Source organism: Saccharibacillus sacchari DSM 19268, from assembly GCF_000585395.1.
GTDB classification, from domain to species: Bacteria; Bacillota; Bacilli; order Paenibacillales; family Paenibacillaceae; genus Saccharibacillus; species Saccharibacillus sacchari.
The window spans coordinates 5,699,917-5,724,007 of the sequence record NZ_KK073875.1 but is presented as its reverse complement, the minus strand read 5'-3'; the positions used below and the strand labels follow the sequence as shown (position 1 = coordinate 5,724,007).

Below are 24,091 nucleotides of genomic sequence, written 5' to 3'. Positions count from 1 at the left end.
ATTGCGCTATTGGAACGAGATTACGCAGAACTTCTGAATATATCTATTCCCCCACCCAAAGAAACTTTTGATAAGGATTTCAACTTAACGCGAAACCCCAACGTAACTGGAAGCGAGCAGACGGAGAGAAAAATTCAGTGAAAGACGCCTTTGAACTCGGAAAACCGCAACTTAAATTCCAATCCCGTTTTCCGAGTGAGACAGCGTCTTGAACGAATTTTTCTCGCAGTCTTCTCGCTTCCCCCCCGCCAAAGTAACTTTCGCGTTCAGCTTAAAATCCTTATAAAAACTTCACCATTTTCACATGCAAAATCCCGTCTTCGTCAAAAACCTCGCCTTCCCGCGAATAGCCCAGTTTTTTATAAAATCCTTCCGCTTGCACCTGTCCGTGCAGAACCGCTTTTCCCGCGCCTTCTTCCCGAGCCGATTCTTCCAGCCGGGCAAGCAGCCGCCGCCCCAACCCGTATTTGCGATAAGCCGGCAAAATGCAGATCCGCTCGAACTTGGCATGACCGTCCACGAATCGCAACCGCGAAGTGGCGACAGGCAGCTCTTCGTTTAGCGCAACAATATGTTTGGCTTCAGGACGCAGCGCGTCCCACTGATCGAATTCGTCGTCAAGCGGCACGCCTTGTTCCTCGACAAAAACAGTAACGCGAATATCGCGGCAGGATTGAAGTTGTTGCTCCGTTATAACGTCGAGTAGTTGAAATTGCATGATAGGACCTTCTTTCTGATATAATGGGAATGAATGTTTGGATGATCATCGAACTGTTATAGATTTGCTGGAGTTCGAAATGAAGCTATGATTATATCTTAGTCTCGTCTATGCGGGCAAAGTCATATTTGGTTGATGAAGGAGGTCTGCGTCGTGAAGGAAGTGCTTCGCGAAGTCGAGGCGATTGCGCGCTGTTCGGAAGCGATCAGCAGCATCGAATTCAAGCATCTCAAGCTGTCGCGCGGGCTGCATTTGTATTTGACGTTCATTTGCGAGAATCCCGGCGAACCTGCCGGAACGGTGCCTGACCGATTGAAAGTCAAGCGCGCCGCGGCTTCGCGCGCGCTGCAAAAGCTGGAAGACGAAGGGTTGGTCGTATTGCGTGAAGCTCCGAATCTGCGCAAAGACAAGAGAGTCTACCCGACGGAGACGGGCAAATCCGCGTACTTGTTTATTCAAGACGAGGGCGAATATTCGGACGAGTCTTCGCTGCGCGGACTATCCCCGGACGAGACGGCTCAACTTCTGGATATGCTGTATCGGGTTCGGCTTAACGTGGAAAAGGATTGGCGTTTCGTGCAAAAAGGCGGTCGGCGCCCCTATATTCATGAGTACTACAACCGCTTGATCGCTGCCGAATCTCAAGAGCAAGACTTGGACGACAAGCGTCAAGACGCAGAATCGTCGCAGGAAAACGCACAAGTGAACGAACCCTTTTCCGAGCAAAAAGAGAGTGCGGAGCCTGCCCGTCAAGTCTCGCTTTGGACCTATGAGGAGAGTGCCGAGCAGGACGCGAAGCGTAACTTGGAAGGCAAGCAATCCGAGGATCGAAAGCCTGATTAACCCTGTCCCTGCATGTACGCCTATCGCGGATATAGATTCCCCTATTTTATATACAGAAAGGAGCGGGTGCCGTTGTTGAACGTGCCGCCGTCCTCTTTTATCCTAACGCCCTATGTGGCGAAAATCGCTTGCGAGCCGGGCTGGAAATGGCAAAAACGTGAGCAGCCGCTTCAGAACTACGACCTGTTCTACGTATGGAGCGGGGAAGGCCGTTTGCTGCTGAACGACGAACCGCACGAGATCGGGAAAGGAAGCTGTTTCCTGTTCCGGCCGGGCGACCATACCAGCGCGACGCATAATCCGCAGAAGCCGCTTGTGCTGACTTATATTCACTTTAACATCGAAGGCGAGACATCCGAGATTCCGCATGCTTATCGCGTGCTCGGAGAGACCGTTGACTTCGAATATTTGCTGTCCCGTTATGTGCGTTTGTTCTTGAGCGAGACGTACGGCGCGGACGAGGAAGCCAAGCTGCTGCTGAAGCAAATGATGATCCAATTGCTGCGCGGCGACCGCGAAGAACCGTCGGAACGCCGGGGCAGCAATCATCTGTACGAGGTGGTGCAGGAGGCGGCCAATTACGTTCGGCAGCATCCGAGCCTGGCTCACCGGGTGGAGGATCTCGCGGCGCGTGCGGGCTTGTCGCCGAGATACTTTTCCGCCAAGTTCAAAGAGCTGGTCGGCGCTTCGGTGCAGTCGTATATTATTCGCATGCGTATCGAGCGGGCGCAGCATCTGCTCGGCCATGCGGGCATGAACGTGACGGAGGTTGCCGAAGCGCTAGGGTATCGCGATATCTTTTTCTTCAGCCGCCAATTCAAGCAATACACCGGCAAAAGTCCTTCGGAAATTCGTTGAAACCCTTGCAAATTCGTTCGGAATTTTTCATTTCGCCTGCCCGCCTGTTTGAGAATTGACGCAGTCGGGTAAACACTCGTTAGCTTTCATTCCCGAGACGCCAGAGCGCCGGGATGAGGAAGGAGGAGCCGAAATGTTTAACAAAAGACGGATTCGCAGCGGAGCAGGACGCACCGGGGGCAGTGCCATCTTCCGCAATCGTCTGCGCCGCGTAAAAGCCGCCGAGCAAAGCGAGCTTTGGTTCTAAGAACCCCAACGGATGCCTATAATGATTCGACCATAGATGCCTGATAAGCAAGGTACGCACACCGCGCCCCGATTTGGATATGGAGCGCGCCGGGAGTGTACATAACAAGCAGCGGTTTGCGAATGAATGCGAGCCGCGTTCAACGGACTTTGGAACAGCCTTTCAGCGGGGAATTTTGCTGAAAGGCTGTTTGACGTTTCACGGAGAAAAGCGTCTTCGAAAAGTCGCGACTCACCTGCTACAATGGGAGCGTAGGAAACGGAAGAACGGAGGAATCTCGGATGGCAGGAGCCGAAGGGCAGCCGCAGAAAATAGAACCGAACAATCAGGCGTTGAAAGTCGCGATCGTGACGGGGACGTCGAGCGGCTTCGGATTGCATATCGGTATTGAATTGGCGAAGGCCGGCGTACTTGTCGCGGCAGGCATGAGGCGTCCCGAAGCCGCAGGGAAACTGGTCGAAGCGGCTGCGGCGGCGGATCGGGAACAAGGCGGAACCGGCGAGGCGGCAGAGCTTCTTTTTACGGGAGAGTTAGAAGCATTGGGGAACGGTCCGGTGTCGAGTCTGATCCGTCCGATCACGCTCGACGTATGTGACGACGACCGGGTGCGGGAAGCGGTGGAAGCGGTGATCGGTACGTTCGGACGGATCGATATTTTGGTCAATAATGCGGGCATGGCGATGGGCGGATTTGTCGGCGAAGTGCCGATGGAAGGCTGGCGCGAACAGTTTGCGGTCAACGTGTTCGGCCTGATCGCCATGACGGGGGCGGTCGTTCCGCATATGCGAGAAGCCCGGAGCGGCTGCATTATTCAGATCAGCAGCGTGAGCGGGGCGATCGGACTGCCGGGATACGGCCCTTACGTATCCTCAAAGTTTGCGATTGAAGGATTCAGCGAATCGTTGGCGTTGGAGACGGCGCCTTACGGGATTCGCACCTACGTGTTGGAGCCGGCCTCGTACAAGACGGACATCTGGGAAAAAGGCTTTGCAGGCATTCACAAGGCAGACGGATCGCCGAATGAAGCCGCGCTGAATCGAATGCTGGACATGTCGCGCGCCAGTGCGGAAGGCGGCGGCGATCCGAGAACCGTGGCGAAGCTGGCGGCGGATTTGGCTCTCGGGAAAAAAGGGCGCGGACGCTTCCGTTACGTGCTTCCGCGCGGCGCGGCTTTGCTTGTCGCATTGAAAAAAAGAGCCCCGTTTCGACTGGTACAGGCGATCATGCTGCGAATTTTGCATCGCGGCATGAAGAAATGAACGGCTGAAAATTCGTGGTTGCGTCCCGGAACAAAACGGTGTAGGGTAAAAAGCAACTGCATAACGATACGGGGGTCCGGGGTAGCCGGGCTGAGACTGAAGCCGAACCATCCGCTTCTGACCGTTAATCTGATCTGGGTCATGCCAGCGTAGAGAATTCGTAACCGTCCGTGAAACTAACGGCTTTCTGCGCATTTTTTATGCCGGAAAGCCGTTTTTTGCCGTTCATGGCTGCCGATCATATCGGTCGAACCATCGTTCGTTAGCGCAGGGAACCAAACGGCTTTTGCCGGTCCGCCAGCCCCAACTGACCGGACCGCGAAGGCTGCATTTCAAACAGCGGGGAGAACGATGAAGATGAGTGCAAAAGGTTCGCCTGCGGCTTCGCGCCGCAAAGGATTGACGCTGACCGACGTGTTGGTAACGGTGGTCGTATCGCTGGTGCTGGGCGTTGTTTATCACGTATGGGCTTCGGTATCGAGCATCGCCGGATTATTGTTCATTCAGTCCGACGAATTGGTATACGGCATGTGGTTCGCCGCCTCGACATTAGCGTTTTTGCTGATTCGCAAGCCTGGCGTCGCTTTGATCGCGGAGATCGCGGCCGCGCATCTGGAGATCGCGTTCGGCAGCGCCTACGGGATTCAACTGCTGCTCTACAGCGTCTTGCAAGGTCTTGCCGCCGAATTGATATTCGCGGCTTTTCGTTATCGGAACACAAGCGCGGTCGTGGCGGGTCTGGCGGGCGTGGCTGCTGCGGCAGGGTCTCTGCTTGCCGACATTTATTACGGCTATGTCACGGAATACGCAACCTGGGTAATCGTGCTCAAATATTCGCTGCGCGCGATCAGTTCTTTTGTCATCGCAGGCTGGTTGATGTATGGATTGGCCAAACTGCTGGAGCGTGCGGGCGTGACCCAATCGCTGCGTCCCGTGGACCGGAAAGAATATGATGCACTGGACGGATAGCGAGGCACGCATGCCTCTTGTCGAACAGAAAGAAGAGACGGCTGCGGACATTCAAGGGCTTCGCTTAAAGTTTCCGGGGGCAGCCGACTTGTTGTTTCGCGACTTGTCGGTCAAGATCCTTCGGGGGGAAAAGGTTCTGCTGCTCGGGCCGAGCGGATGCGGTAAATCAACGCTGCTTCAAGTGTTGGGCGGAATGATTCCGCGCGTGACGGAAGTTCCGATGAAAGCGGCCAGGCTGGAAGTTCCGGAGTCCGTAGGCTTTGTATTTCAAGACCCGGAGACGCAGTTTTGCATGCCGCATGTGGATGAAGAACTAGCCTTTGTCTTGGAAAACTTGGCGGTTCCGGTGCAGGAAATGCGACCTCGAATCGAGGCTGCGCTGCGACAGGTCGGGTTGAATCTGCCTGATGCCCATATCCCGATCGGCAATCTGTCGCAGGGGATGAAACAGCGGTTGGCATTGGCTTCGGCTCTTCTTCTGGAACCGGAGACGCTGCTGCTCGATGAGCCTTCGGCCCTGCTAGACCCGGAAGGCCGGCGAACGATTTGGGAAGCGGTACGCAACGTCTCGGACCGGCGCACGATTGTGATCGTCGAGCATCGCATTGAAGAAGTGATCGATTGGGTCGACCGAGTCATCGTTTTTCAGGCTGACGGCAGTCTGGTCGCGGACGGCCCGGCAGAGTCGATATTCCGTCGCCACCGAAATCAGTTGCGCGAATACGGAATTTGGTACCCGGAGGCTTGGTCGGACGCTTATGCTCCGATCACCGAAAGCAAATCGCCGGCACTCGCGGATCCTATCGAGGATCAAGCGGATTGTCCGAATTCGAGCGCCCCCCGGCTTGAATCCGAGCTTCAACCTTTGCTGCGGCTCGAACAATTTTCCGTGCTTCGCGGCGGAAAAGAGGCGTGCAGGGTGGATTCGGCTATCGTTTTGCCTGGAGATCTGATCGCGGTGACCGGGCCCAACGGTGCCGGGAAAAGCTCGCTTTTGCTCGGGCTGATGGGCTTGCTGCCTCGTCGGGGGCTATGTCGATATGGCGAATATCTTCCTGAAGGCCGTCGGGCAGAACGAGAGGCGGCGGCCAAGCACATGGCGTTCGTGTTCCAAAATCCCGAGTTTCAGTTCGTCACGAATCGTGTGCTGGATGAAGTATCGTTCACACTGCGCAGTGAAGCTGAGCACAACCTTCAACAAGAGCGGAGAGGCGGGTCGGCACGAATCGGTTGGCCGTTTGTACGCCGGGGCCGATTGACTGCCGAAGACGAGGGAAAGATCGAACGCCGCGCATTGGAGTTTCTGCACAGGTTCGGGCTGGCAGACTATGCGGAGCGGCATCCTTATCTCTTGTCGCTGGGGCAGAAACGTCGCCTTAGCGTTGCTTCCGCAGTCGTATCGGCCAAGCCGCTGCTGCTGCTCGACGAACCGACTTTTGGACAGGACGCTCGAAATACCTTTGCCATGTTGAATCTTTGCGAGGAACTGCGGGCTTCAGGCCATGCCGTGCTGATGATTACGCATGAGACCGAAATCGCCCAGCGGTTGGCTACACGAGTGTGGCGCGTCGAGAACGGAAAACTTGTCGACGATCGATCTACCGCGCGTTCCTGCACGGACGGTACGCGGTTAGTCATGGGGGACGCTGATGAAACGTTTTTTTGAACCGGATAGAAAGACTTGGTTGCATCGTTCGAATCCTGCGCTGAAACTGGCTGTGTTTGTCGGACTGTTTGTCTGGACCGTGCTTACGCACCGAATCGACGCTTCATTCTACTTGGCCTGTCTATTTTTGCTGCTGCTTTTCTTCGCATCCGGATATCCGCTGTGGAAAACGGCGCTACTTGCGTCCGGTTTTGCGTTGGCTTTTGCTTCGGCATCGGTGACGATGATTTTATTCGGTAAAGGGAGCGAGATCTGGTGGTCGTGGGGGCCGGTCTCGATTTCGAAAGAAAGCTTTTATCGCGGCTTGCACCTGGGCTTTCGTTCTATTGCTTTCGGCTGCCAAGGCTTGCTGTTCGTATTGACGACTACATCGACCGGGTTATTTTATGCCTTGATGCAGCGTGTTCGATTAAGTCCGAAATACGCCTACAGTTTCATGGCGTCGATTCGGTTGCTGCCAATGGCGTTGGAAGAACTGCGTATTCGGCGGGATGCGCTCGCCGTGCGGGGAGCAGGAGGGAAAAAGGGAGCAAGCCGACTGCTGCAAATGCCTGAATTATACGCGCTGCCGTTGCTTGCCCAGAGTATACGCCGCGCTCAACGTACGGCGGCGGCTATGGAGGTCAAGCGTTTCGATGCCGGAAGGCGGCGCACGTACTATTATGATTCGCCGGTGACGAAGTATGATGCGGGAGCGTTTCTGGTCATGCTTGCGGCCGTTCTTGCTGCTGCGCTGCTGGCCCAGAACTTGCCGATCTTCGAATTGGGAGATATGCGAATGAATCCTTGAAACGAGATACTGAGGGGTAGGCAGATGGAAAAAGACGGCTCCACCGACGATTCGAATTTTTCGAACACATTGGGGAACCGTCTTTTTCTATACAATAGCTTACATGCCCTTTTACTTTTTACAAGATATGGTATTATGAAACAAACCGATTACTCAATTTCTGCCTGTTTCACCGATTCCAATCGTTTCACCGCTTTTTCATCTCCAAGATCACGTTTTTCTTCTAAAAATCCCAGCAACCGACGATTCCAAACCTCCGGTAGGGGTTAAAGAAGTGTATGTGGTTTTATCCTGTCTAACTCGGTTGCCCGTCCTGTTTTCAATCCTGGCAAGTCGTAAGGGTCCCGCCAAGGGGCATCCACACATCTGCGGAGATCGCTTCCGCCACGAGCACAGCTTTATATATTGCCGAGGAGGTTCGTCTGAATGAAGAAAAAAGAAATGATCGCCATGCTGCTTGCCGGCGGACAGGGGAAGAGATTGAAAGGGCTGACGAAGTCTTTGGCCAAGCCTGCCGTCTACTTTGGAGGAACCTATCGAATTATCGATTTTCCGCTTAGTAACTGCACGAATTCCGGCATTGACACCGTAGGCGTACTGACTCAGTACGAACCGCTCGTGCTCCACTCTTACATAGGCGTCGGAAGCGATTGGGACATGGATCGCAAGAACGGCGGCGTATTCGTCCTGCCTCCGCACGAACGCGAGGACGGAAGCAGCTGGTATCGGGGGACGGCGGACGCCATCTCGCGGAACCTCAAATTTATCGACCAATACGACCCGGAGCATCTTCTGGTACTGTCGGGCGATCATGTCTATAAAATGGATTATACGAAGTTGCTTGATTACCATAAGGAAAAAGGCGCGGATTGCACCATTTCCGTCATCAACGTCACGCTGGAAGAAGCGCCAAGCTTCGGCATGATCAATACGCACGAAGACTTGAAAATTTACGAGTTCGACGAAAAGCCGAAGCAGCCGAAAAGCACGCTGGCTTCGATGGGCGTCTACATTTTCAAATGGGACGTGCTGCGCAAATACCTCACGGAAGACATCGATAAACCGGATTCCGAATCTTCGCACGACTTCGGCAAAGACATCGTACCGAAAATGCTGGCCGACGAACTGGCGCTGTACGCGTATCCGTTCGAAGGATATTGGCGCGACGTGGGCACGATCCCGAGCCTGTGGGAAGCCAACATGGATCTGCTCAAGGACGATCCGGAGTTGAACCTGAACGATCCGGACTGGCGGATTTATACCCGCAATCCGAACGAGCCTGCCCAATACATCTCGCCCGATGCCAAGCTGAAAAACTGCATGGTTAACGAAGGCTGCTCCGTTTACGGCGAAGTCGACCGTTCCGTTCTGTTCTACGGCGTCGAAGTCGGCGAAGGCAGCATCATCTCCGAATCGGTTATCATGCCTGAAGTCAAAATCGGCAAAAACGTTCGCATTCACCGCGCCATCGTCGATCAGGGCAAAGTCATTCCCGACAACACCGTCATCGGCGAAGACCGCGAAGACCCGAACGAAATCTTGTTGATTAACGGCGATTCGCCGTTCTGATCCCAACAGGATCAAAAGCGCGAACTCATCGCCGAAACGGCGATTCGCCATTCTGACGAGAAACGAGTCAGCGGCAACTATCCATTTCGAACGCATCGATTCAAAACATAAAAAACCAGGTTGAGAAGTTTGCGTTCGCGTCGGAGCAGCGGAGGGAGAAATTCAGTGAAAGACGCCTTTGAGCGCGGAAAGCCGTAGGCTTTCTGCGCGAAACAGCGTCTTGAACGAATTTCTCCCGCAGCGCCTTCCGCGGCCGAAACTCCTTAACCGCCCAACACAGCATACAAGGGACGGTGGAACCATGAAACTCATGGGTGTAATCAATTTGGACCACGAATTGGACCAATTAAACGAGCTGACGTACTTCCGCGCGGGCGCGGCCGTTCCTTTCGCGGGACGCTACCGCCTGATCGACTTCGCGCTTTCCAATATGATGAGCGCCGGCGTGCAGGACATCGCTTTGTTCGTGCGCCGCAAGTATCGTTCGCTGCTCGATCATCTGGGCGAAGGCCGTCCGTGGGACCTGGATCGCAAACGCGGCGGATTGTTCATTCTGCCTCCGGACTGGAACGACCCGACCGACATCTCGGCGGGCGACCTCCAGCATATGCACAATAACCGAGACTTCTTCGCCCGCAGCAGCGGCGAATACGTGGTTCACTCGGGCAGCCAGCACTTGTCCAAAGTGGACTTTTGCGATCTGGCGGCGAAGCATAAAGCTTCGGGCGCGGACGTGACAGTCGTGTACAAACATGTCGACCTGCTCGAACCCGAGCATGATCCTTGCTTCCGGGTGGAGATAGCGGAAGACGGTTCGGTCAAAGGCATTCATAACGAAAAAGGCCATCACAACGTGTACATCGACCTGTTCATCATGGAGAAAAACCTGTTCATGCAGCAGATGGAATATTGCATCGCGCACGGCGACAGCTACTTTTTCCGCGATGCCGTTTTGCGCAATCCGAGCGGCTTGAAGATCGCGGGCTACGAGTATAAAGGCTATCACGCCGTAATCAACTCGGTCGCGAGCTATTACAAGAACAGCCTGGAACTGCTTGACCCCGAGAAGTACAAGCAGCTATTTTCGCCGGACATGCCGGTGCACACGAAAATCAAATACGAAGCGCCGACCAAATATCTCGAAGGCGCGGACGTACGCAACTCTTTGGTGGCTAACGGATGCCGGATCGCGGGCGAGGTCGAAGGCAGCGTGCTCTTCCGCGGCGTCAAAGTCGAAAAAGGCGCCAAAGTTATCAATTCGATCATCATGCAGAAATGCGTGATCGAAGCGGGCGCCATCGTCGAGAACGTTATTTTGGACAAGGATGTCCAATTGACCGCGAATCGCACGCTGGTCGGCGATTCGCGCAGACCTTTCGTTATCGCCAAACGCAGCTTGTTGTAAAAACTAGTACTCTGTATCAGATGAATGTACGGTTACGCTCGTCCGAAACGCACTAGACCCATGTGCGTTTCGGCCAAACGTAAACCTACTATTTGAGGTGATACAGAGTACTAGGGCGTGTCTTCAAACCTCGACGGAAGCAGATTTTGCCGAATTTTCGTGCTGAACAAGGAACTTTTCCGCAGGCGTGCCGGGGCACGTCAAGGGAAAGTGACGCTGCGTTGCCGGAATCGTACACGCTTTAGGTACGAATTCGGGGCAGGGCGAAAAGGCGGTAAAAGATGCACGTTGGCCGGTTTGAAGATACGCCCTAGATCGAAAGGCATAGCCTTCTGTAAAAGTTCGACATGCTTCGCCATATAAAGGGTTTAAAAAAAGCGGTTTCTCACCGATATATAATCCAACCCACAGGTCTTCTATACCAGGTTCCTTAAGAGAGAACCTGGTTGTGGAAGGCTTTTTTAGTTCCTGCTATAATCGTATCGAAATCCTTATGAACGAATCATTTTAGAGAAACTATACTTTAATTCGTCCGCCGTCGGACACCGCTTCCGGCGAAATGGGAAAGGGGCTTACCCGTGTTCACTAATAAAGAAAATTTCAAAAAAGAATTCGAACAGCGCTTGATCGGTACAAGCGGCCGTCAGATTCAGAAGATTACGGAAGATGACGTCTATGCCGCTCTCGGCAGCATGATTCGCGAGCGAATCGGTCAAGACTGGGCTGCTACTAACCGCGCATACATGGAACAAGGAGAACGCCAGGTCTACTACTTCTCCATGGAGTTTCTGATGGGACGCTTACTCGGCAATAATCTGCTGAACCTAAGCGTATTGGAAATGGTACGGGAAGCACTCAGCGAACTGGGTTGGGATTTGGAAGATATCGAAGAATATGAAGCCGATGCAGGCTTGGGCAACGGAGGTCTCGGACGTCTGGCTGCCTGCTTCCTCGACTCTTTGGCTTCGCTTGGCTACGCTGGGCATGGCAACGGGATTCGTTACAAATACGGGCTGTTCGAACAGAAGATCATTGACGGCCACCAAGTGGAACTGCCTGATTATTGGCTGCAAAAAGGAAATGTCTGGGAAGTTCGCCGCGACGATAACAAAGTAAATGTTCGCTTCTGGGGGAATGTCGAAGTCGTCGAAACAGCGGACGGCAACTATACGTACGAAACGAAAAACGGCGAGGATGTATTGGCTATCCCTTACGACGTTCCGATCGTAGGCTACGAAAACGAGACCGTAAATACGTTACGCTTATGGAGTGCGGAATCGACGGCCGATCCCGCTCGCGGCTTCGGCGGTCCGAATGGCAACTACTATAACTTCCTCGATTACAAACGTTCGGTCGAGACGGTGTCCGAATTCCTTTACCCCGATGATTCTCAATATGAAGGCAAGCTGCTGCGTTTGAAACAAGAATACTTCCTCTGTTCGGCTGGCGTGCAAAGCGTGCTTCGTACATTCGAGAAGCTTGGCTTACCGTATGACCGCCTGCCGGAGAAAGTCGCGATTCATATCAATGATACGCATCCGACTTTGGTCATTCCGGAGTTGATGCGCATTCTGCTGGACGAAAAAAGTTTCGGATGGAAAGAGGCTTGGGACATCGTATCCCGCGTCGTATCCTATACGAACCACACGATTCTGAGCGAAGCGCTCGAAACGTGGCCGGAACAAATGGTTCGCGATTTGCTGCCTCGCCTTTACATGATTATCGAAGAGGTAAACAGACGCTTCTGTGCTTCGTTGCTTGAAGAAAATCCGAAAGATCAGAAGCGCGTTTCCCGCATGGCGATCATCGCGGACGGACAGATCAAGATGGCGCATCTGGCGATTCACGGCAGCCATAGCATCAACGGCGTAGCCGCGCTGCATACCGACATTCTTAAGAACCGCGAGATGAAAGAATTTTATGAATTGTACCCGGATCGTTTTAATAATAAAACGAACGGCATCACGCACCGCCGCTGGCTGATGCATGCCAATCCGGACTTGGCCGGGCTGATCGAAGGCGCGATCGGTTCCGAGTGGAAGACGCATCCGAGCCGTTTGACGGATCTGTTGGGACATGCCGGAGATGCCGCGTTCCAAGAAAAGATTCGCGGAGTGAAGCATAAGAACAAGGAACGTTTGGCTGCCTACATCTACAAAAAGCATGGCGTGGCTGTAGACACCAGCTCCATTTTCGACGTGCAGGTCAAGCGTCTCCATGCCTACAAGCGCCAATTGCTGAACGCGCTCCATATCATGGACATGTACAACCGGATCAAAGAACAGCCTACGCTTGAATTTACGCCGCGTACGTTCATTTTTGGCGCCAAGGCCGCTCCGGGTTACTATATGGCGAAACAAATCATCAAGCTGATTAATAATATCGCGGCTACCGTCAATAATGACCCGCAAACGAAAGATCTGCTGAACGTCTTCTTCCTGGAGAACTATTCGGTATCGCTGGCGGAAAAGATCATTCCGGCAGCCGATGTCAGCGAGCAGATCTCGACGGCGGGCAAGGAAGCATCCGGCACGGGCAATATGAAATTGATGATGAACGGCGCGCTGACTGTCGGTACGCTGGATGGCGCGAACGTCGAAATGTACGAATCGCTTGGCGACGAAGGCATGTATCTGTTCGGCCTGCGCATAGAAGAAGTCGAGAAGTATTACCGCGAAGGCGGGTACTCGGCACCGGCAATCTATCATAGTGACGATCGCTTGAAAAGAGTGCTGGATCAGCTGATTCACCCGGGTCCGTTCTGCCAAAACGGTCAAAGCTTCGATTCGATCTACCATTCCCTGCTCAGCCACAATGACGAATACTTCGTGCTGCGAGATTTCGCAAGTTATGCCGACGCTCAACAGCAAATCGGCCTCGATTATCGCGATACGAAGCTATGGACGGAAAAATCGATCTTGAATATTGCGAAGTCCGGCCGATTCGCCGGAGATCGCACGATTAACGAATATGCCACGGAAATCTGGGACATCAAGCCGGTGAACATCGGCAGCCGTTAATTTAAAATCCTATTCGGTTAAGAAGCTCGGGCGCTGCGGGAAAAATTCGTTCAAGACGCTGTCTCACTTGGAAAACTGGAATGAAATTTATGATGGAGGTTTTCCAAGTTCAAAGGCGTCATTCACTGAATTTTCCCCTTCGCTGAGGCTTCATTTGGAATCAACTTTGCTTAACATCGAGCCGCTCTCAGGAGCGGCTTTTTGCTATTTATTATTCTTGCGTATACGCAAGAATTTCACTTGCTAAGCAGCTTAAAATGCCAGCTTCCTGCATATAAGCAACAATTTCTCTCTAAAAAGCGTATAAAAGCTCAAATACTCCCAAATTCTTGCCTTTTAGCAACAATGATCACGAATTAGACTCTATGGCCTTCTGATTTTTGCTTATCCGCAACAATCGCAGTTGCCCCAATGAAATCTATTCATTGCAAGCCTTTCTCTAATGTTCTCTTTAATATCTACCCTTCCCCCTCCTCCTCACTTTGGAAATAACTTGCTTTTTCCAGCAGGGATTTGCGAAAGTCCGCCGAATCCTATATGCTTAACGTTTTTTAATTTCATACGATAACTGTAAATCTTGATTGCATAATCCCGGCCGCAAGGGGCGGCATGGGAACGTCCCCGTTGCTTGAAACTTTTTGTAGAGGAGCGACCCCAATGAAGATCAGATTCGCCAGACCTGAAGATGCCGCGGGCATTGCGCAGGTTCATGTCGACAGTTGGAAGACTACGTATAAAGGCATCATTGCGGACGCTTATCTGGATAGCCTGTCCGTCGAGCAGCGTTGGACGCATTGGGAGAAACGTCTGAAAGATCCGGAGCATGGCGAAGGGGTAATGGTAGCCGAAAATGAACGAGGGCAAATTTGCGGATTTCTGGATTACGGCGTGGACCGCGAAACCGGACGCGTGTACGAAGCGGAGCTATACGCCGTCTATCTGCTGCAAAGCGAACAACGCAAAGGGATCGGCCGCAAAATGTTTCAAAGCTTGTTGAATGAGTTGAAGACGCGCGAATACCGTTCATTGATGGTCTGGGTGCTGGAACAAAATCCGGCCGTGCATTTTTATAAACGCCTTGGCGGCGAAGAAGCGGAACGCAAAGAGATTCGAATCGGGGAAGAGAGTTTCACCGAGATTGCTTTGTATTGGCGGGATATTGCCGGGTTAACGATTTGAAGGGAAGAGTGAGAACCCATCATGAGCTTTCATCTGGACCCGCAAACCGTTTACGTTTCTTTGATCTGCGGGCATGTGTTAACGATTATACTTTTGAGTGCTTACCGGCGAAGCGAGAGTAGGGACGCGTCGATTTCTATCTTTTTTACGGCAAAGTTACTTCAGGCAGGAGCTTGGTCGCTGATGCTGTTAAAAGGAAGTCTCGGGGATCTGGCCGTTATTTCGCTGAGCAATACCTTTTTGTTTCTGGGAACGGCTTTCGAGTCGGCGGCATTGCTTCGGCTGCAAGGCGTATTGACGCCGCGCACGCGCAAGATGGGCATTATCGTCATGTTGACGGCTATTCTATTATTTAACTTGGTTCTCTTTTTCTATAATGGCGAAGGACTTCGCATCGCGATTGCTTCGACCTTCTGCGCTCTGTTAATTGCTCCGCCGGCGCTTCGGCTCCTCCTGCAGCGAAAAGCTCCGGCATTGCGCAGATTAATGGGAGGGTTATATACTTTTTTGGCTGCCGCTTTAGCGATTCGGGCGAGTGCTGCTTTATTGGCTGAAGGACCGGCGGCGCTGCTCGCTGCGACCGTCAGTCAGAATCTGTTCTCGATCTCGGCTTATATGACCATGATGCTCGCGAATACAGGCTTCGTGCTGCTTGCCAAGCAAAAGTCGGATGACGAGCTGTTTCGTCTGGCCAGCGTCGACGATCTGACTCAGATCTGGAATCGACGTACTTTTATTTATAAAGCGGAGGCGGTTCTCGATCAGTATGCCAAGCGCCGTCTTCCGGTGTCTTTTTTACTGTTCGATATCGACGGGTTCAAAAGCATCAACGATACATACGGGCATGATATCGGCGACCGCGTGCTGCGCGAGATGAGTGCCGTCGTATCCAAGCAGCTTGGGCCGCACGATTTATTCGGACGCTACGGCGGCGACGAATTCGCGATTCTGCTGCCGGGTGCTTCGCGCGCCGAGTCGACGTTGTTGGCGGAACGTATTCGGGTGGCTGCCGAAGGTTCTTATACGTTGAGCATCGGCGCACTGACATTCGTACCCGAGCATCGTTCGGATCTGGACCGCATTTACAAGTGCTGCGACATGGCTTTGTATGAAGCCAAGCGCGCGGGACGTAATCGCATTCAACGTGCCGAACAGCATTTCGAAGCACCGGAAACGCGGGAATACGACTATGTTCGGATTTGAATATCGCAAGCTGAATATGCAAAAAAGGAAACTTTGAGAACGAGCCATATAATTTTCAGGAAATTTCAAGAAAAATGATGCTTTTTCAACTTCGCCGTGCTAAGATACGTTTTGTTTTGAAATAAACAAACGTATTGAAGGAGGGTGAAGAGATGAAAACGAAGAACGGGACCGCTGCTGCCAAGCTTCCGCTGGAGCGCGAGTTCAATCTGTTCCGTTTAACCTGGCCGATATTCCTGGAAGTCTTTTTATTTATGTTAATGGGGATCACCGATACGATGATGCTCAGCGGCGTGTCGGATGACGCGGTGGCGGCGGTAGGCGCGGCCAACCAGGTCATCTCGATCGCCATCCTCATACTTGAGGTCGTCGGTAACGGTGCCGCTATCGTTATCGCGCAATATCTGGGGGCTCGCAACCATTACGAAGCCGCCAAAATCTCCGGTTTGTCCCTGACGCTGAATCTGATGCTGGGCGTCACGATGAGCGCGATCTTCCTCGCCTTCGGACATCATCTGATGGTGGCGCTCAACCTGCACGGCGATATTCTCGTCTATGCGAAGTCTTACATGCACATCGTCGGCGGAGCGATCTTCTTGCAAGCTCTGATCAACATGCTGTCGGCGACGATTCGCACGTACGGACAAACGAAACTGACGATGTTCGTCGCGCTCGGCATGAACATTTTGAGCGTGGCGGGCGGGTATGTCATGATCTTCGGCCATCTGGGCTTTCCGGCGATGGGCGTCGAGGGTGCGGCAATTTCAACGGTCATCAGCCGCGCCGTTGCAGCCGTTGTACTGTTCTGGATGCTGTATCAGGTCATGGAAGTGCGGATTCAATTCAAGTTCTACCTGAATCTGACGCGCGAATATATTATGAAAATTCTGCGCATCGGCGTGCCGTCCGCGCTTGAGCAGATTACGTATCAGTCTTGTCAGATGATTTTCTTCTTCTACGCGACGTTCCTCGGCGCCCAAGCGCTGGCTGCCCGTCAATACGCGACGAACATCTCGATGTTCATCTACCTGTTCGCGGTCGCTGTGGCGATCGGCACGGGGATTATCGTCGGCCGATTGGTCGGCGCGAACCGCAAGGAAGACGCGTATCACCAAGTATGGAGCAGCGTGAAGCGCGCGATCGTCATCACGGTAATCGTCGATCTCGTCGTCATCGCGCTGCGTCATCCGCTCGTGGGTCTTTTCACCGACGATGCGGAGATTATCCGCATGGCGACGCAGGTTCTCGTGCTCAGTATCGTGCTGGAGACGGCGCGTACGTTCAACATGATCGTGATCGGATCGCTGCGCGCGGCGGGCGATGCCAAATTCCCCGTGTACGTCGGTCTTGTTACGATGGTGGGAATCAGCTTGCCGCTCGGTTACCTCTTCGTGTTCCAATGGAACATGGGACTGCCGGGAATCTGGCTGGCGATCGCCGTGGACGAATGGATTCGCGTCGGCGTGATGTATGTGCGCTGGAAAAGCCGGGTATGGAAAAAGCATTCGCTGGTCCAGCATAACGAGACTGAACCAAGTGAGAGCCTGGTGCCTCCGCCTGCTCCCTCGGTGTAAATCGCAATTCGCTTCGAACCGGACACGGTATCGTTCAATGATCGGTCGAAAAAGCTGCCGGTCCATGCTTGATGCGCATAGAAAAAAGCCCGTTTGTCCGTCCGGTTTTCTCCGGCGGCAAACGGGCTTTTTCGTTTATTCGTCAGCCTTTTTTTGCAGCGCTCTGGTCACGAACTTGAGGATGTCGTTCTCGCTTTTGTCCGATTTTTCGGCGATCTCCCGGATCCGTTCGTCGGAAAATTTGGGCTGTCCGTACATGTCGGACGTGAAATCCACATAACTGCCGATCGCTTCTTCGACGCTCAGGAAGCGCAGATGCACGACTTTTTGCGCGCGGATACCCAGAAATTTTTCGCAAAAAAACAGTACCGACCGTTCAAGCGCTTCCCGTTCCAAATACGGCGACGGAGGAATGATTTGAATCATGGCCGGCAGAATGCCGCGTTCGTCAATATCCCGCAGCCGCTGCTTCGAACCGACTTCGATCCGGGCCAAAGCTTCGCCGGATTCGTCCGGGTTATCGTAAATCCATACGTATTCGCTGTCCGGGGGCTCGTCCAACCCGTATGCGCCCCACCAGAAATTAACGGCTGTCATTACGGTATAAACCGTCGAATTCGGCATATTCAAACCTCCGCAGAAAAGCTTTTCTCCATTATCCGTAAAACAAGCCGAGCATTCAATGCCGATTTCCGGTATTGGCGATTCGTTATTCGTTAATCCAGTTGGATTTTAAAGACGACCGGAACAGAGCTTGTCACTGAAGACGTTTGGAGAATCAAGGCTTCGGATGTACGTTCCCAAGCGACTTTTTCGTCAAATCCAAGAATGCTGATCTCCCGAATCAAGCCGGCAAAATGATGCGAATCCGACTTCAAAGAGCGAATCGCGACGCGGCCGTTTTCCGGATAAACCAGGACTGTCGCATACAGCGTCGAACCTTTTAACGTAAAGCGAATATCTTCCGGCGTATAGAGTTTGGTTTCGCCGTCCGTGAATTGGCCTTCGACGATCTGCGTAGGGCCTTCGCCGGAGATTCGCCAATAGGTGGTATCGTAGATCGCTTCGCCGTTGGCATGCAGCCAAGCGCCGATATCGAGCAAAATTTGACGGTCTTCTTCCGGGATGCTGCCGTCTGCTTTGGGGCCGACGTTCAGCAGCAGATTGCCGTTTTTGCTTACGATATCAACCAGGTCGCGAATGATTTCGACGGATGCTTTGTAGTCGTTGCCTTCCGTGTAGCACCAGGAGTTTTTGGCGACGGCGGTGTCGGTCTGCCAGTAGTAGGGCTTGAGTTCGGCAAATTGCCCGCGCTCCACGTCGGGAACGGCCGAGCCGAACATATACGCGTCGTGCTTGTAATTGATCGCGACCGGAGTACCCCATTCTTCGCCTTTGTTGTAATAGTAGGCTGCGAACGTTTTGAGATAAGGCTTGAACGCGGAGTGTTGAATCCACCAATCGAAATACATGACCTTCGGTCGGTACGCGTCCACGATTTCGCAGGTGCGGATCAGCCAGTCTTCCAAAAATTCTTCGCTCGGAGCAGGGCTGAACAGGTCGTGATGGTCCGGTTCGGGAGCGGCAGGCCAGTAAAAGTCTCCGATTTCCAAAGGTTCCCGGATATCCGATTCGAAGTGTTTGCCGTGAGACATGAAGAACCAATGCTCCGCCCGATGGGAAGAAGCGCACAGCACCAATTCTTTTTCGTCGAACGCCTGCTTCATTTCGCCGAGCAGATCGCGTTTGGGACCCATATCAAAAGCGTTATACGTCGATACCTCGCTTTTGTACATTTGAAATCCGTCATGGTGTTCCGCGACCGGCATGATATATCGCGCGCCGGCCTGCTTGAACAAATTCGCCCACTCGGAAGCATCGAATTTGTCGGCCGTGAACATCGGAATAAAGTCTTTGTAGCCGAATTCTGCATGCTTTCCATATGTTTTGACGTGATGTTCGTAAGCTTTGGAATCTTGAATATACATATTGCGGGAATACCATTCGCTGTCGTAAGCCGGCACGGAATACAAGCCCCAGTGAATGAAAATCCCGAATTTGGCCTGCTTGTACCACTGAGGGACTTCAAATTGGCTCAACGATTCCCAATCGTCTTTGAATCTGCCGCGTTCGATCGTTTGCCGGATTTGTTTCAAGTAAGAACTTCTATCCATTTTGCCCACATGTCCTTCCCGTTTTCGAATTGACTTCGGTGACTCTATGCACGTCCCAGTATACGGAAGCGGATCATGCGTTAGAATGTAGATTAGTAACTCTGACCTGTACAAAAATAGCAGGAGAGGCAGTGGAAAAGAGATGGACAACCGCACGTTGCTTTCGAATGTTCTCGCCAATCTGGAAGTCGACCTGATTACCGCGGATCATAATCTGTGCGCGCCCGATTGGAGAGATTTGAATTACACCCCCGATTACAGCAAGTTTTATTGGATCTGCGAAGGCGAAGGCTGGCTGCGAATCGGAGGAAAAGAGTATTATCCGCGGCCCGGAGAACTTTTTTTGATGCCGGAAGGGGTCGAGCAATCGTATTCGTTTATCAGCGAGCGTCCTTTTCGCAAATACTGGTGTCATTTCACGGCTCAGGTGGGGGGCATTAATTTGTTCAAGCTGCTGGATTTGAATCCGCGATGCGCGCCGCAGCAGCCCGAGCTTTTGACGAAGGTGTTCAGCGAAATCGTGAATCATTCCGGTTCCGACGCGGTGTATGCCAAACTGCTCGCCAAAAGCAAACTGATGGAGCTTATCGCCTGTTATCTGATGAATTTGAAGCTCGATGCGGACAGCGTGTCTTTTCAACAAACGCCTACGGTAAACAAGCTGGCCGAAGTGCTGGATTACATCGATGAGCATATCGCGCAAAACATGACGGTCGAAGAACTCGCCGGAATCGTCTATATGCATCCCAATTCGTTTATCCGCCTGTTCAAACAATATGCGGGCATGCCTCCGATTCAGTACATCACGCATAAAAAGATCGAAAAAGCCAAGCAGTCGCTCGCGCTCACCGCGCTTTCCGTCACGGAAATTTCGGAGCAGCTTGGATTTAATGATATGTTTTATTTTTCCAAACAGTTCAAAAAGCACGCAGGCGCAACGCCGACCGATTACAGAAGGCAGGTTCGTCTTCCGTAGCGCATGCCTGCAAGCCGAAAATCGATGCTTTAAAAGCTGTCTGTATGTCGAAGATGGCTTTTTTTGTTGCGAATCTTTGGCGCTCTGCGTAGACAACGGGCTTGTTTACGTTTAATGGTTGAAGTAACGGTCGAACGATGATGCAAAAAAGGAGGACGAAGCAATGAAGGTATGGGCAATCTGCGGAGATCGCTGGCATCCGACGGATACGGTTCGGCAAGGATTGGATCGGCTGGAGAACGGCGAATTTCAATTTGCGATCACCGAGCGACTTGAAGAGTTCGACGCCGAACGATTGAAAGATTATCCGATTGTCATGGTATGCAGGGCGAACAGCCAATCGGATGAGGAAAAAGAATTCTGGATGAACGAGGCGGTTCAACAAGCGTTCGAACATTACGTCGAGCGCGGCGGTTCGCTGCTTGCAGTGCATGCCGGAACGGCAGGGTATAAAGAACCGGGAGTATTTCGGCGTCTGATCGGCGGCGCGTTCGTGCATCACCCGGAAGCATGCACGGTCACGATCCATCCGGACAAGCAGCATCCGATCGCCGAAGGCGTCGAGGAATTTTCGGTGCACGACGAGCATTATTTCATGGAATGGGAAGATCCGGTCGCGGACTTGATTATGACCACGGTATCGGAGCACGGCGCGCAGCCGGGCGGCTGGACGCGAACCTACGGACGAGGGCGCGTTTGCGTGCTGACTCCGGGACATGAGGCAGAAGTGTGGACGCACCCGACGTATCAGAAGCTGCTGCGCAACGCGTTGTACTGGTGTACGCAGAAGGGTGCAGCGGAAAATCACGCGCAATGATCAAAAATAAGCGAAGGAGGCGCAGACCATGGATCGAACAGCATGGATTCTGAATTTGCGTGAACCGTTCGGAGCAGCGTTGGGACGCGAGCTGGTTTCGCGAGGTTGGAAAGTACTCGGCGGCGATCCCGGCGAACAAGAACAGCCGAATAGCGAAGCGCAGCGCGGAAGCGGCCCCGCAGAAGGCGAAAAGATCGGAGAAAATCCCGACGTTCCCACAGGAAGCGGGTCTTCGGGATTCGAGGATTTTGAAGGTTCGATGGCATTCGGACCTGAAACAAACGGACGGTCGGTCGTGAAAAAAAGCGAAGCGCAATCTGAACATTCGAAGGGTGATGCGTTAACGGATCGCGGTGATCCGCTTTCTGCCGACAATCCGCTGCCGGAACACGGGAAATTGAAAGCCTTTCCGCTAAATCCCGATCAACCGGGAGAACTGGAACAGGCTGTACAAGCTACGGCCGAACTTGCGACGCATATCGATTTGCTAATATTGAATACGGACGAATCGTCGGAGACGGGAGGGCGCCCGATCTTCCCGACCGACGCGGCGGCATTCCGCGAAAAAGAAACAGGCTTCTCGATGCCTGAGACCGTGGAAAGCCGTCTATATGATTACGAGACTTATGCTTTGACGCCGCTTCGCATCGTTGAAAAGCTGCTTCCGCTTATGGAGGCAGAGGACCGCTTGAAACGAATCTGCTTCATTTCATCGCATGAAGGCAGCATCTCGGCGGGCGGAGCTTCTGCTCCGATCGGGCAAGCAATGGCGCGGACCGCCCTGCATATGCAGGCGAAGCTGTTGTTTAACGATCTTCGGAGAAGCGGTTATACGTTCCGTTTGTACGACCCCGGCCTGTCGCGATCTTCCGTTCCGTCGTCCGATGAGCTGATGGGATCCATACCGGGAAAAGTGGCAGAATCAGCCCGTTTTGCCGCAGGCTTTTTCACCAACCCGCATGCCGACGAAGAGCGTCTGGTGCTGACCGGCAGCCGCGGCGAAGAATGGCCGTTCTAATACCCTGACCAACCTTATATTTAACTTGGTCAAGGTACTGATCGCTTATCCATAAGGAGGCACATCTCATGAATACAACCCGTTATGCTGTCGTGACCGGTGCCGACCGCGGACTCGGCTTCGCGCTGACCGAAGGATTGCTTGAACGCGGCTGGCACGTATTCGCGGGCAGCTATCTTCCGGACTGGCCCCAACTGGCCGAACTGCAATCGCGATATCCGGATCTGCTGGTCAACCTGCCGCTCGACGTCTCTTCCGATTCTTCGATCCTGTCCGCCGCCGCGGCGGTGGAAGAGCGGACGCGACGCATCGATCTGCTCATCAATAACGCAGGCGTCATCACCGACCGAAATGACGATTCGATTCGTATGACTCAGGATTATGATGAAATGATCCGCTTGTACCAAGTCAATGCGCTCGGCCCGATCCAAGTCAGCGAAGCTTTCCTGCCGCTGCTTGAACAGGGCGAACTCAAACGGTTATGCTACGTCTCTTCCGAAGCCGGCAGCATCGCCAAAGCCGAACGCACCGCCTGGTTCGGCTACTGCATGTCCAAAGCCGCGCTTAACCGCGGCGTTCACCAGCTATTCGACCGCCTGCGCCCGGATGGCTACAGCTTCCGCCTGTATCACCCGGGCTGGCTGCGCACCTACATGTCCGGCACTCTTAACGAAGAAGCCGAGCTTGAGCCGTCCGAATCGGCGGAGCCCGCTTTAAACTATTTTCTCGGCAGCACGCTGCCCTGGGACGGAAAACCGCATGCGATCGACGAAGATCAGCTGGTGATGCGCGACTATCAGGGCAGGGAATGGCCCTTTTAAAAGCTTTTAAATCCCAAGCGTCGGCAAGCGTAGCGGAGGGAGAAATTCAGGTTAAAACGCCTTTGAACTCGGAAAGCTACACCCTGAATTCCCTTACAACTTTCCGAGTGAAACAGCGTTTTAACCGAATTTTTCCCGCAGCGCCGCTTCCCGCACGCTTTTTCCGCGTCCCGCCGTTTTTCTCCCGTAATCTGGTAGTATGAAGAAGAGAGAAAGCGAGGCGAAAGACAATGGCTACGGAAACGGTGCTGCTCGTCGACGACGAGAAAGAGATTTTGCAGCTGCTCAGTATTTATTTCGGCAACGAAGGCTATCGGCTGTTGACCGCGTCCGATGGCAAACAGGCATTGGAGACGCTGGATCGGGAAAACGTGGATCTGGTCGTGCTCGACGTCATGATGCCGATCCTCGACGGCATTCAGACCTGCATCAAAATCCGCGAGCGCTACAATATGCCCGTGATTATGCTGTCTGCGAAAGGTCAGGACATGGACAAGATTACGGGACTCAGCATCGGCGCGGACGATTATGTCGCCAAGCCGTTCAATCCGCTGGAGGTGCTTGCACGTGCCAAGTCCCAGCTGCGCCGATACAACCGCTTGGGCGCGAAAAAACCAACCGGCGAGCACGAGATCGTAGCGGATGAGCTGACGGTCGATACGGCGAGCCATCGCGTAACTGTGGAGGGAACCGAAATTCATTTGACGCCGCGCGAGTTCGCTATTCTGGAGATGCTGGCGCGCAGTCCGGGACAGGTATTCAGCACCGAGCAGATTTACGCGAAAGTGTGGAACGAGCCTTTTATGGAGTCGGCCAACACGGTGATGGTGCATGTACGCAAAATCCGGGAAAAGATCGAACGCGATTCCAAAAAGCCGCAGTATATCCAGACAGTATGGGGCGTGGGGTACAAGTTCATCCCGACGGACTAAAGGGTTAGCGGAATGCGGAAAGGACAAACGTTTATGCCTTCAAAAATCATACA

Annotated in this window: 20 protein-coding genes; 17 read left to right on the top strand and 3 right to left on the bottom strand. The window is 53.1% G+C overall.

Annotated elements, in window-relative coordinates:
* Positions 1 to 280: 280 nt before the first annotated feature.
* The gene (locus tag SACSAC_RS24850; protein WP_037291120.1) at positions 281 to 718 is read right to left on the bottom strand and encodes a GNAT family N-acetyltransferase; all 438 of its coding nucleotides are present in this window, start codon (positions 716 to 718) and stop codon (positions 281 to 283) included.
* Positions 719 to 871: 153 nt separating this feature from the next.
* Between SACSAC_RS24850 and SACSAC_RS24845 the strand changes: the two genes are divergently transcribed.
* From SACSAC_RS24845 to SACSAC_RS24790, 12 genes are all read left to right on the top strand, one after another.
* Positions 872 to 1,561, top strand: coding sequence for a MarR family winged helix-turn-helix transcriptional regulator (locus SACSAC_RS24845; RefSeq protein ID WP_156951096.1), 690 nt, complete (start codon positions 872 to 874; stop codon positions 1,559 to 1,561).
* 72 nt (positions 1,562 to 1,633) lie between these two features.
* Positions 1,634 to 2,419, top strand: coding sequence for a helix-turn-helix domain-containing protein (locus tag SACSAC_RS24840; protein ID WP_037291119.1), 786 nt, complete (start codon positions 1,634 to 1,636; stop codon positions 2,417 to 2,419).
* A gap of 528 nt (positions 2,420 to 2,947) precedes the next feature.
* Entirely contained in the window at positions 2,948 to 3,925 is a 978-nt protein-coding gene (locus SACSAC_RS24835; protein WP_051507399.1) for an SDR family NAD(P)-dependent oxidoreductase, read from the top strand.
* A gap of 357 nt (positions 3,926 to 4,282) precedes the next feature.
* The gene (locus tag SACSAC_RS24830) at positions 4,283 to 4,894 is read left to right on the top strand and encodes an ECF transporter S component (protein WP_037291118.1); all 612 of its coding nucleotides are present in this window, start codon (positions 4,283 to 4,285) and stop codon (positions 4,892 to 4,894) included.
* Positions 4,875 to 6,560, top strand: a complete 1,686-nt coding sequence (locus tag SACSAC_RS24825) for an ABC transporter ATP-binding protein (protein WP_245608698.1) — start codon at positions 4,875 to 4,877, stop codon at positions 6,558 to 6,560. Before SACSAC_RS24830 ends, SACSAC_RS24825 begins: the two co-directional genes overlap by 20 nt.
* Positions 6,544 to 7,350 (top strand): energy-coupling factor transporter transmembrane component T family protein, encoded by an 807-nt coding sequence (locus tag SACSAC_RS24820; protein ID WP_037291117.1) that lies wholly within the window; start codon positions 6,544 to 6,546, stop codon positions 7,348 to 7,350. Before SACSAC_RS24825 ends, SACSAC_RS24820 begins: the two co-directional genes overlap by 17 nt.
* Positions 7,351 to 7,776: 426 nt before the next feature.
* Positions 7,777 to 8,919, top strand: a complete 1,143-nt coding sequence (locus SACSAC_RS24815) for a glucose-1-phosphate adenylyltransferase (protein ID WP_037291116.1) — start codon at positions 7,777 to 7,779, stop codon at positions 8,917 to 8,919.
* Between the two features lie 301 nt (positions 8,920 to 9,220).
* Positions 9,221 to 10,324 (top strand): glucose-1-phosphate adenylyltransferase subunit GlgD, encoded by a 1,104-nt coding sequence (gene glgD, locus SACSAC_RS24810; RefSeq protein WP_037291115.1) that lies wholly within the window; start codon positions 9,221 to 9,223, stop codon positions 10,322 to 10,324.
* A 578-nt stretch (positions 10,325 to 10,902) separates the two neighbouring features.
* The gene (locus tag SACSAC_RS24805; RefSeq protein ID WP_037291114.1) at positions 10,903 to 13,344 is read left to right on the top strand and encodes a glycogen/starch/alpha-glucan phosphorylase; all 2,442 of its coding nucleotides are present in this window, start codon (positions 10,903 to 10,905) and stop codon (positions 13,342 to 13,344) included.
* Between the two features lie 657 nt (positions 13,345 to 14,001).
* A complete protein-coding gene (locus SACSAC_RS24800) occupies positions 14,002 to 14,523 on the top strand; it encodes a GNAT family N-acetyltransferase (RefSeq protein ID WP_037291113.1) in 522 nt (173 codons plus the stop codon).
* A 183-nt stretch (positions 14,524 to 14,706) separates the two neighbouring features.
* Positions 14,707 to 15,726: a GGDEF domain-containing protein gene (locus SACSAC_RS24795; protein WP_051507397.1), complete on the top strand. Its 1,020-nt coding sequence runs from the start codon at positions 14,707 to 14,709 to the stop codon at positions 15,724 to 15,726.
* Between the two features lie 152 nt (positions 15,727 to 15,878).
* Positions 15,879 to 17,300, top strand: coding sequence for an MATE family efflux transporter (locus SACSAC_RS24790; protein WP_037291112.1), 1,422 nt, complete (start codon positions 15,879 to 15,881; stop codon positions 17,298 to 17,300).
* A gap of 135 nt (positions 17,301 to 17,435) precedes the next feature.
* Here the strand turns inward: SACSAC_RS24790 and SACSAC_RS24785 are convergent, their stop codons facing one another.
* Entirely contained in the window at positions 17,436 to 17,924 is a 489-nt protein-coding gene (locus SACSAC_RS24785) for a hypothetical protein (RefSeq protein WP_037291111.1), read from the bottom strand.
* 92 nt (positions 17,925 to 18,016) lie between these two features.
* The gene (locus SACSAC_RS24780) at positions 18,017 to 19,474 is read right to left on the bottom strand and encodes an alpha-L-fucosidase (protein WP_037291110.1); all 1,458 of its coding nucleotides are present in this window, start codon (positions 19,472 to 19,474) and stop codon (positions 18,017 to 18,019) included.
* Between the two features lie 142 nt (positions 19,475 to 19,616).
* On the opposite strand from SACSAC_RS24780, the gene SACSAC_RS24775 reads away from it, so the two are divergent.
* From SACSAC_RS24775 to SACSAC_RS24755, 5 genes are all read left to right on the top strand, one after another.
* Positions 19,617 to 20,450, top strand: a complete 834-nt coding sequence (locus tag SACSAC_RS24775) for a helix-turn-helix domain-containing protein (protein ID WP_037291109.1) — start codon at positions 19,617 to 19,619, stop codon at positions 20,448 to 20,450.
* Between the two features lie 163 nt (positions 20,451 to 20,613).
* On the top strand, positions 20,614 to 21,267 hold the full coding sequence (locus tag SACSAC_RS24770) for a ThuA domain-containing protein (protein WP_037291107.1): 654 nt from the start codon (positions 20,614 to 20,616) through the stop codon (positions 21,265 to 21,267).
* A 28-nt stretch (positions 21,268 to 21,295) separates the two neighbouring features.
* Positions 21,296 to 22,285, top strand: coding sequence for a Rossmann-fold NAD(P)-binding domain-containing protein (locus SACSAC_RS24765; protein ID WP_037291106.1), 990 nt, complete (start codon positions 21,296 to 21,298; stop codon positions 22,283 to 22,285).
* A 68-nt stretch (positions 22,286 to 22,353) separates the two neighbouring features.
* Positions 22,354 to 23,106, top strand: a complete 753-nt coding sequence (locus tag SACSAC_RS24760) for an SDR family NAD(P)-dependent oxidoreductase (protein WP_037291105.1) — start codon at positions 22,354 to 22,356, stop codon at positions 23,104 to 23,106.
* 230 nt (positions 23,107 to 23,336) lie between these two features.
* Entirely contained in the window at positions 23,337 to 24,038 is a 702-nt protein-coding gene (locus tag SACSAC_RS24755) for a response regulator transcription factor (RefSeq protein WP_037291104.1), read from the top strand.
* The last annotated feature ends 53 nt before the right edge of the window (positions 24,039 to 24,091 follow it).

Excerpts from the sequence above, each read along its gene's own strand:
- glgD (WP_037291115.1), top strand. The coding sequence starts at position 9,221 with ATGAAACTCATGGGTGTAATCAATTTGGACCACGAATTGGACCAATTA.
- SACSAC_RS24800 (WP_037291113.1), top strand. The coding sequence starts at position 14,002 with ATGAAGATCAGATTCGCCAGACCTGAAGATGCCGCGGGCATTGCGCAG.
- SACSAC_RS24825 (WP_245608698.1), top strand. The coding sequence starts at position 4,875 with ATGATGCACTGGACGGATAGCGAGGCACGCATGCCTCTTGTCGAACAG.
- SACSAC_RS24835 (WP_051507399.1), top strand. The coding sequence starts at position 2,948 with ATGGCAGGAGCCGAAGGGCAGCCGCAGAAAATAGAACCGAACAATCAG.
- SACSAC_RS24755 (WP_037291104.1), top strand. The coding sequence starts at position 23,337 with ATGGCTACGGAAACGGTGCTGCTCGTCGACGACGAGAAAGAGATTTTG.
- SACSAC_RS24770 (WP_037291107.1), top strand. The coding sequence starts at position 20,614 with ATGAAGGTATGGGCAATCTGCGGAGATCGCTGGCATCCGACGGATACG.
- SACSAC_RS24820 (WP_037291117.1), top strand. The coding sequence starts at position 6,544 with ATGAAACGTTTTTTTGAACCGGATAGAAAGACTTGGTTGCATCGTTCG.
- SACSAC_RS24830 (WP_037291118.1), top strand. The coding sequence starts at position 4,283 with ATGAGTGCAAAAGGTTCGCCTGCGGCTTCGCGCCGCAAAGGATTGACG.
- SACSAC_RS24795 (WP_051507397.1), top strand. The coding sequence starts at position 14,707 with ATGCTGTTAAAAGGAAGTCTCGGGGATCTGGCCGTTATTTCGCTGAGC.
- SACSAC_RS24815 (WP_037291116.1), top strand. The coding sequence starts at position 7,777 with ATGAAGAAAAAAGAAATGATCGCCATGCTGCTTGCCGGCGGACAGGGG.
- SACSAC_RS24765 (WP_037291106.1), top strand. The coding sequence starts at position 21,296 with ATGGATCGAACAGCATGGATTCTGAATTTGCGTGAACCGTTCGGAGCA.
- SACSAC_RS24790 (WP_037291112.1), top strand. The coding sequence starts at position 15,879 with ATGAAAACGAAGAACGGGACCGCTGCTGCCAAGCTTCCGCTGGAGCGC.
- SACSAC_RS24785 (WP_037291111.1), bottom strand. The coding sequence starts at position 17,924 with ATGCCGAATTCGACGGTTTATACCGTAATGACAGCCGTTAATTTCTGG.
- SACSAC_RS24780 (WP_037291110.1), bottom strand. The coding sequence starts at position 19,474 with ATGGATAGAAGTTCTTACTTGAAACAAATCCGGCAAACGATCGAACGC.
- SACSAC_RS24760 (WP_037291105.1), top strand. The coding sequence starts at position 22,354 with ATGAATACAACCCGTTATGCTGTCGTGACCGGTGCCGACCGCGGACTC.
- SACSAC_RS24775 (WP_037291109.1), top strand. The coding sequence starts at position 19,617 with ATGGACAACCGCACGTTGCTTTCGAATGTTCTCGCCAATCTGGAAGTC.
- SACSAC_RS24850 (WP_037291120.1), bottom strand. The coding sequence starts at position 718 with ATGCAATTTCAACTACTCGACGTTATAACGGAGCAACAACTTCAATCC.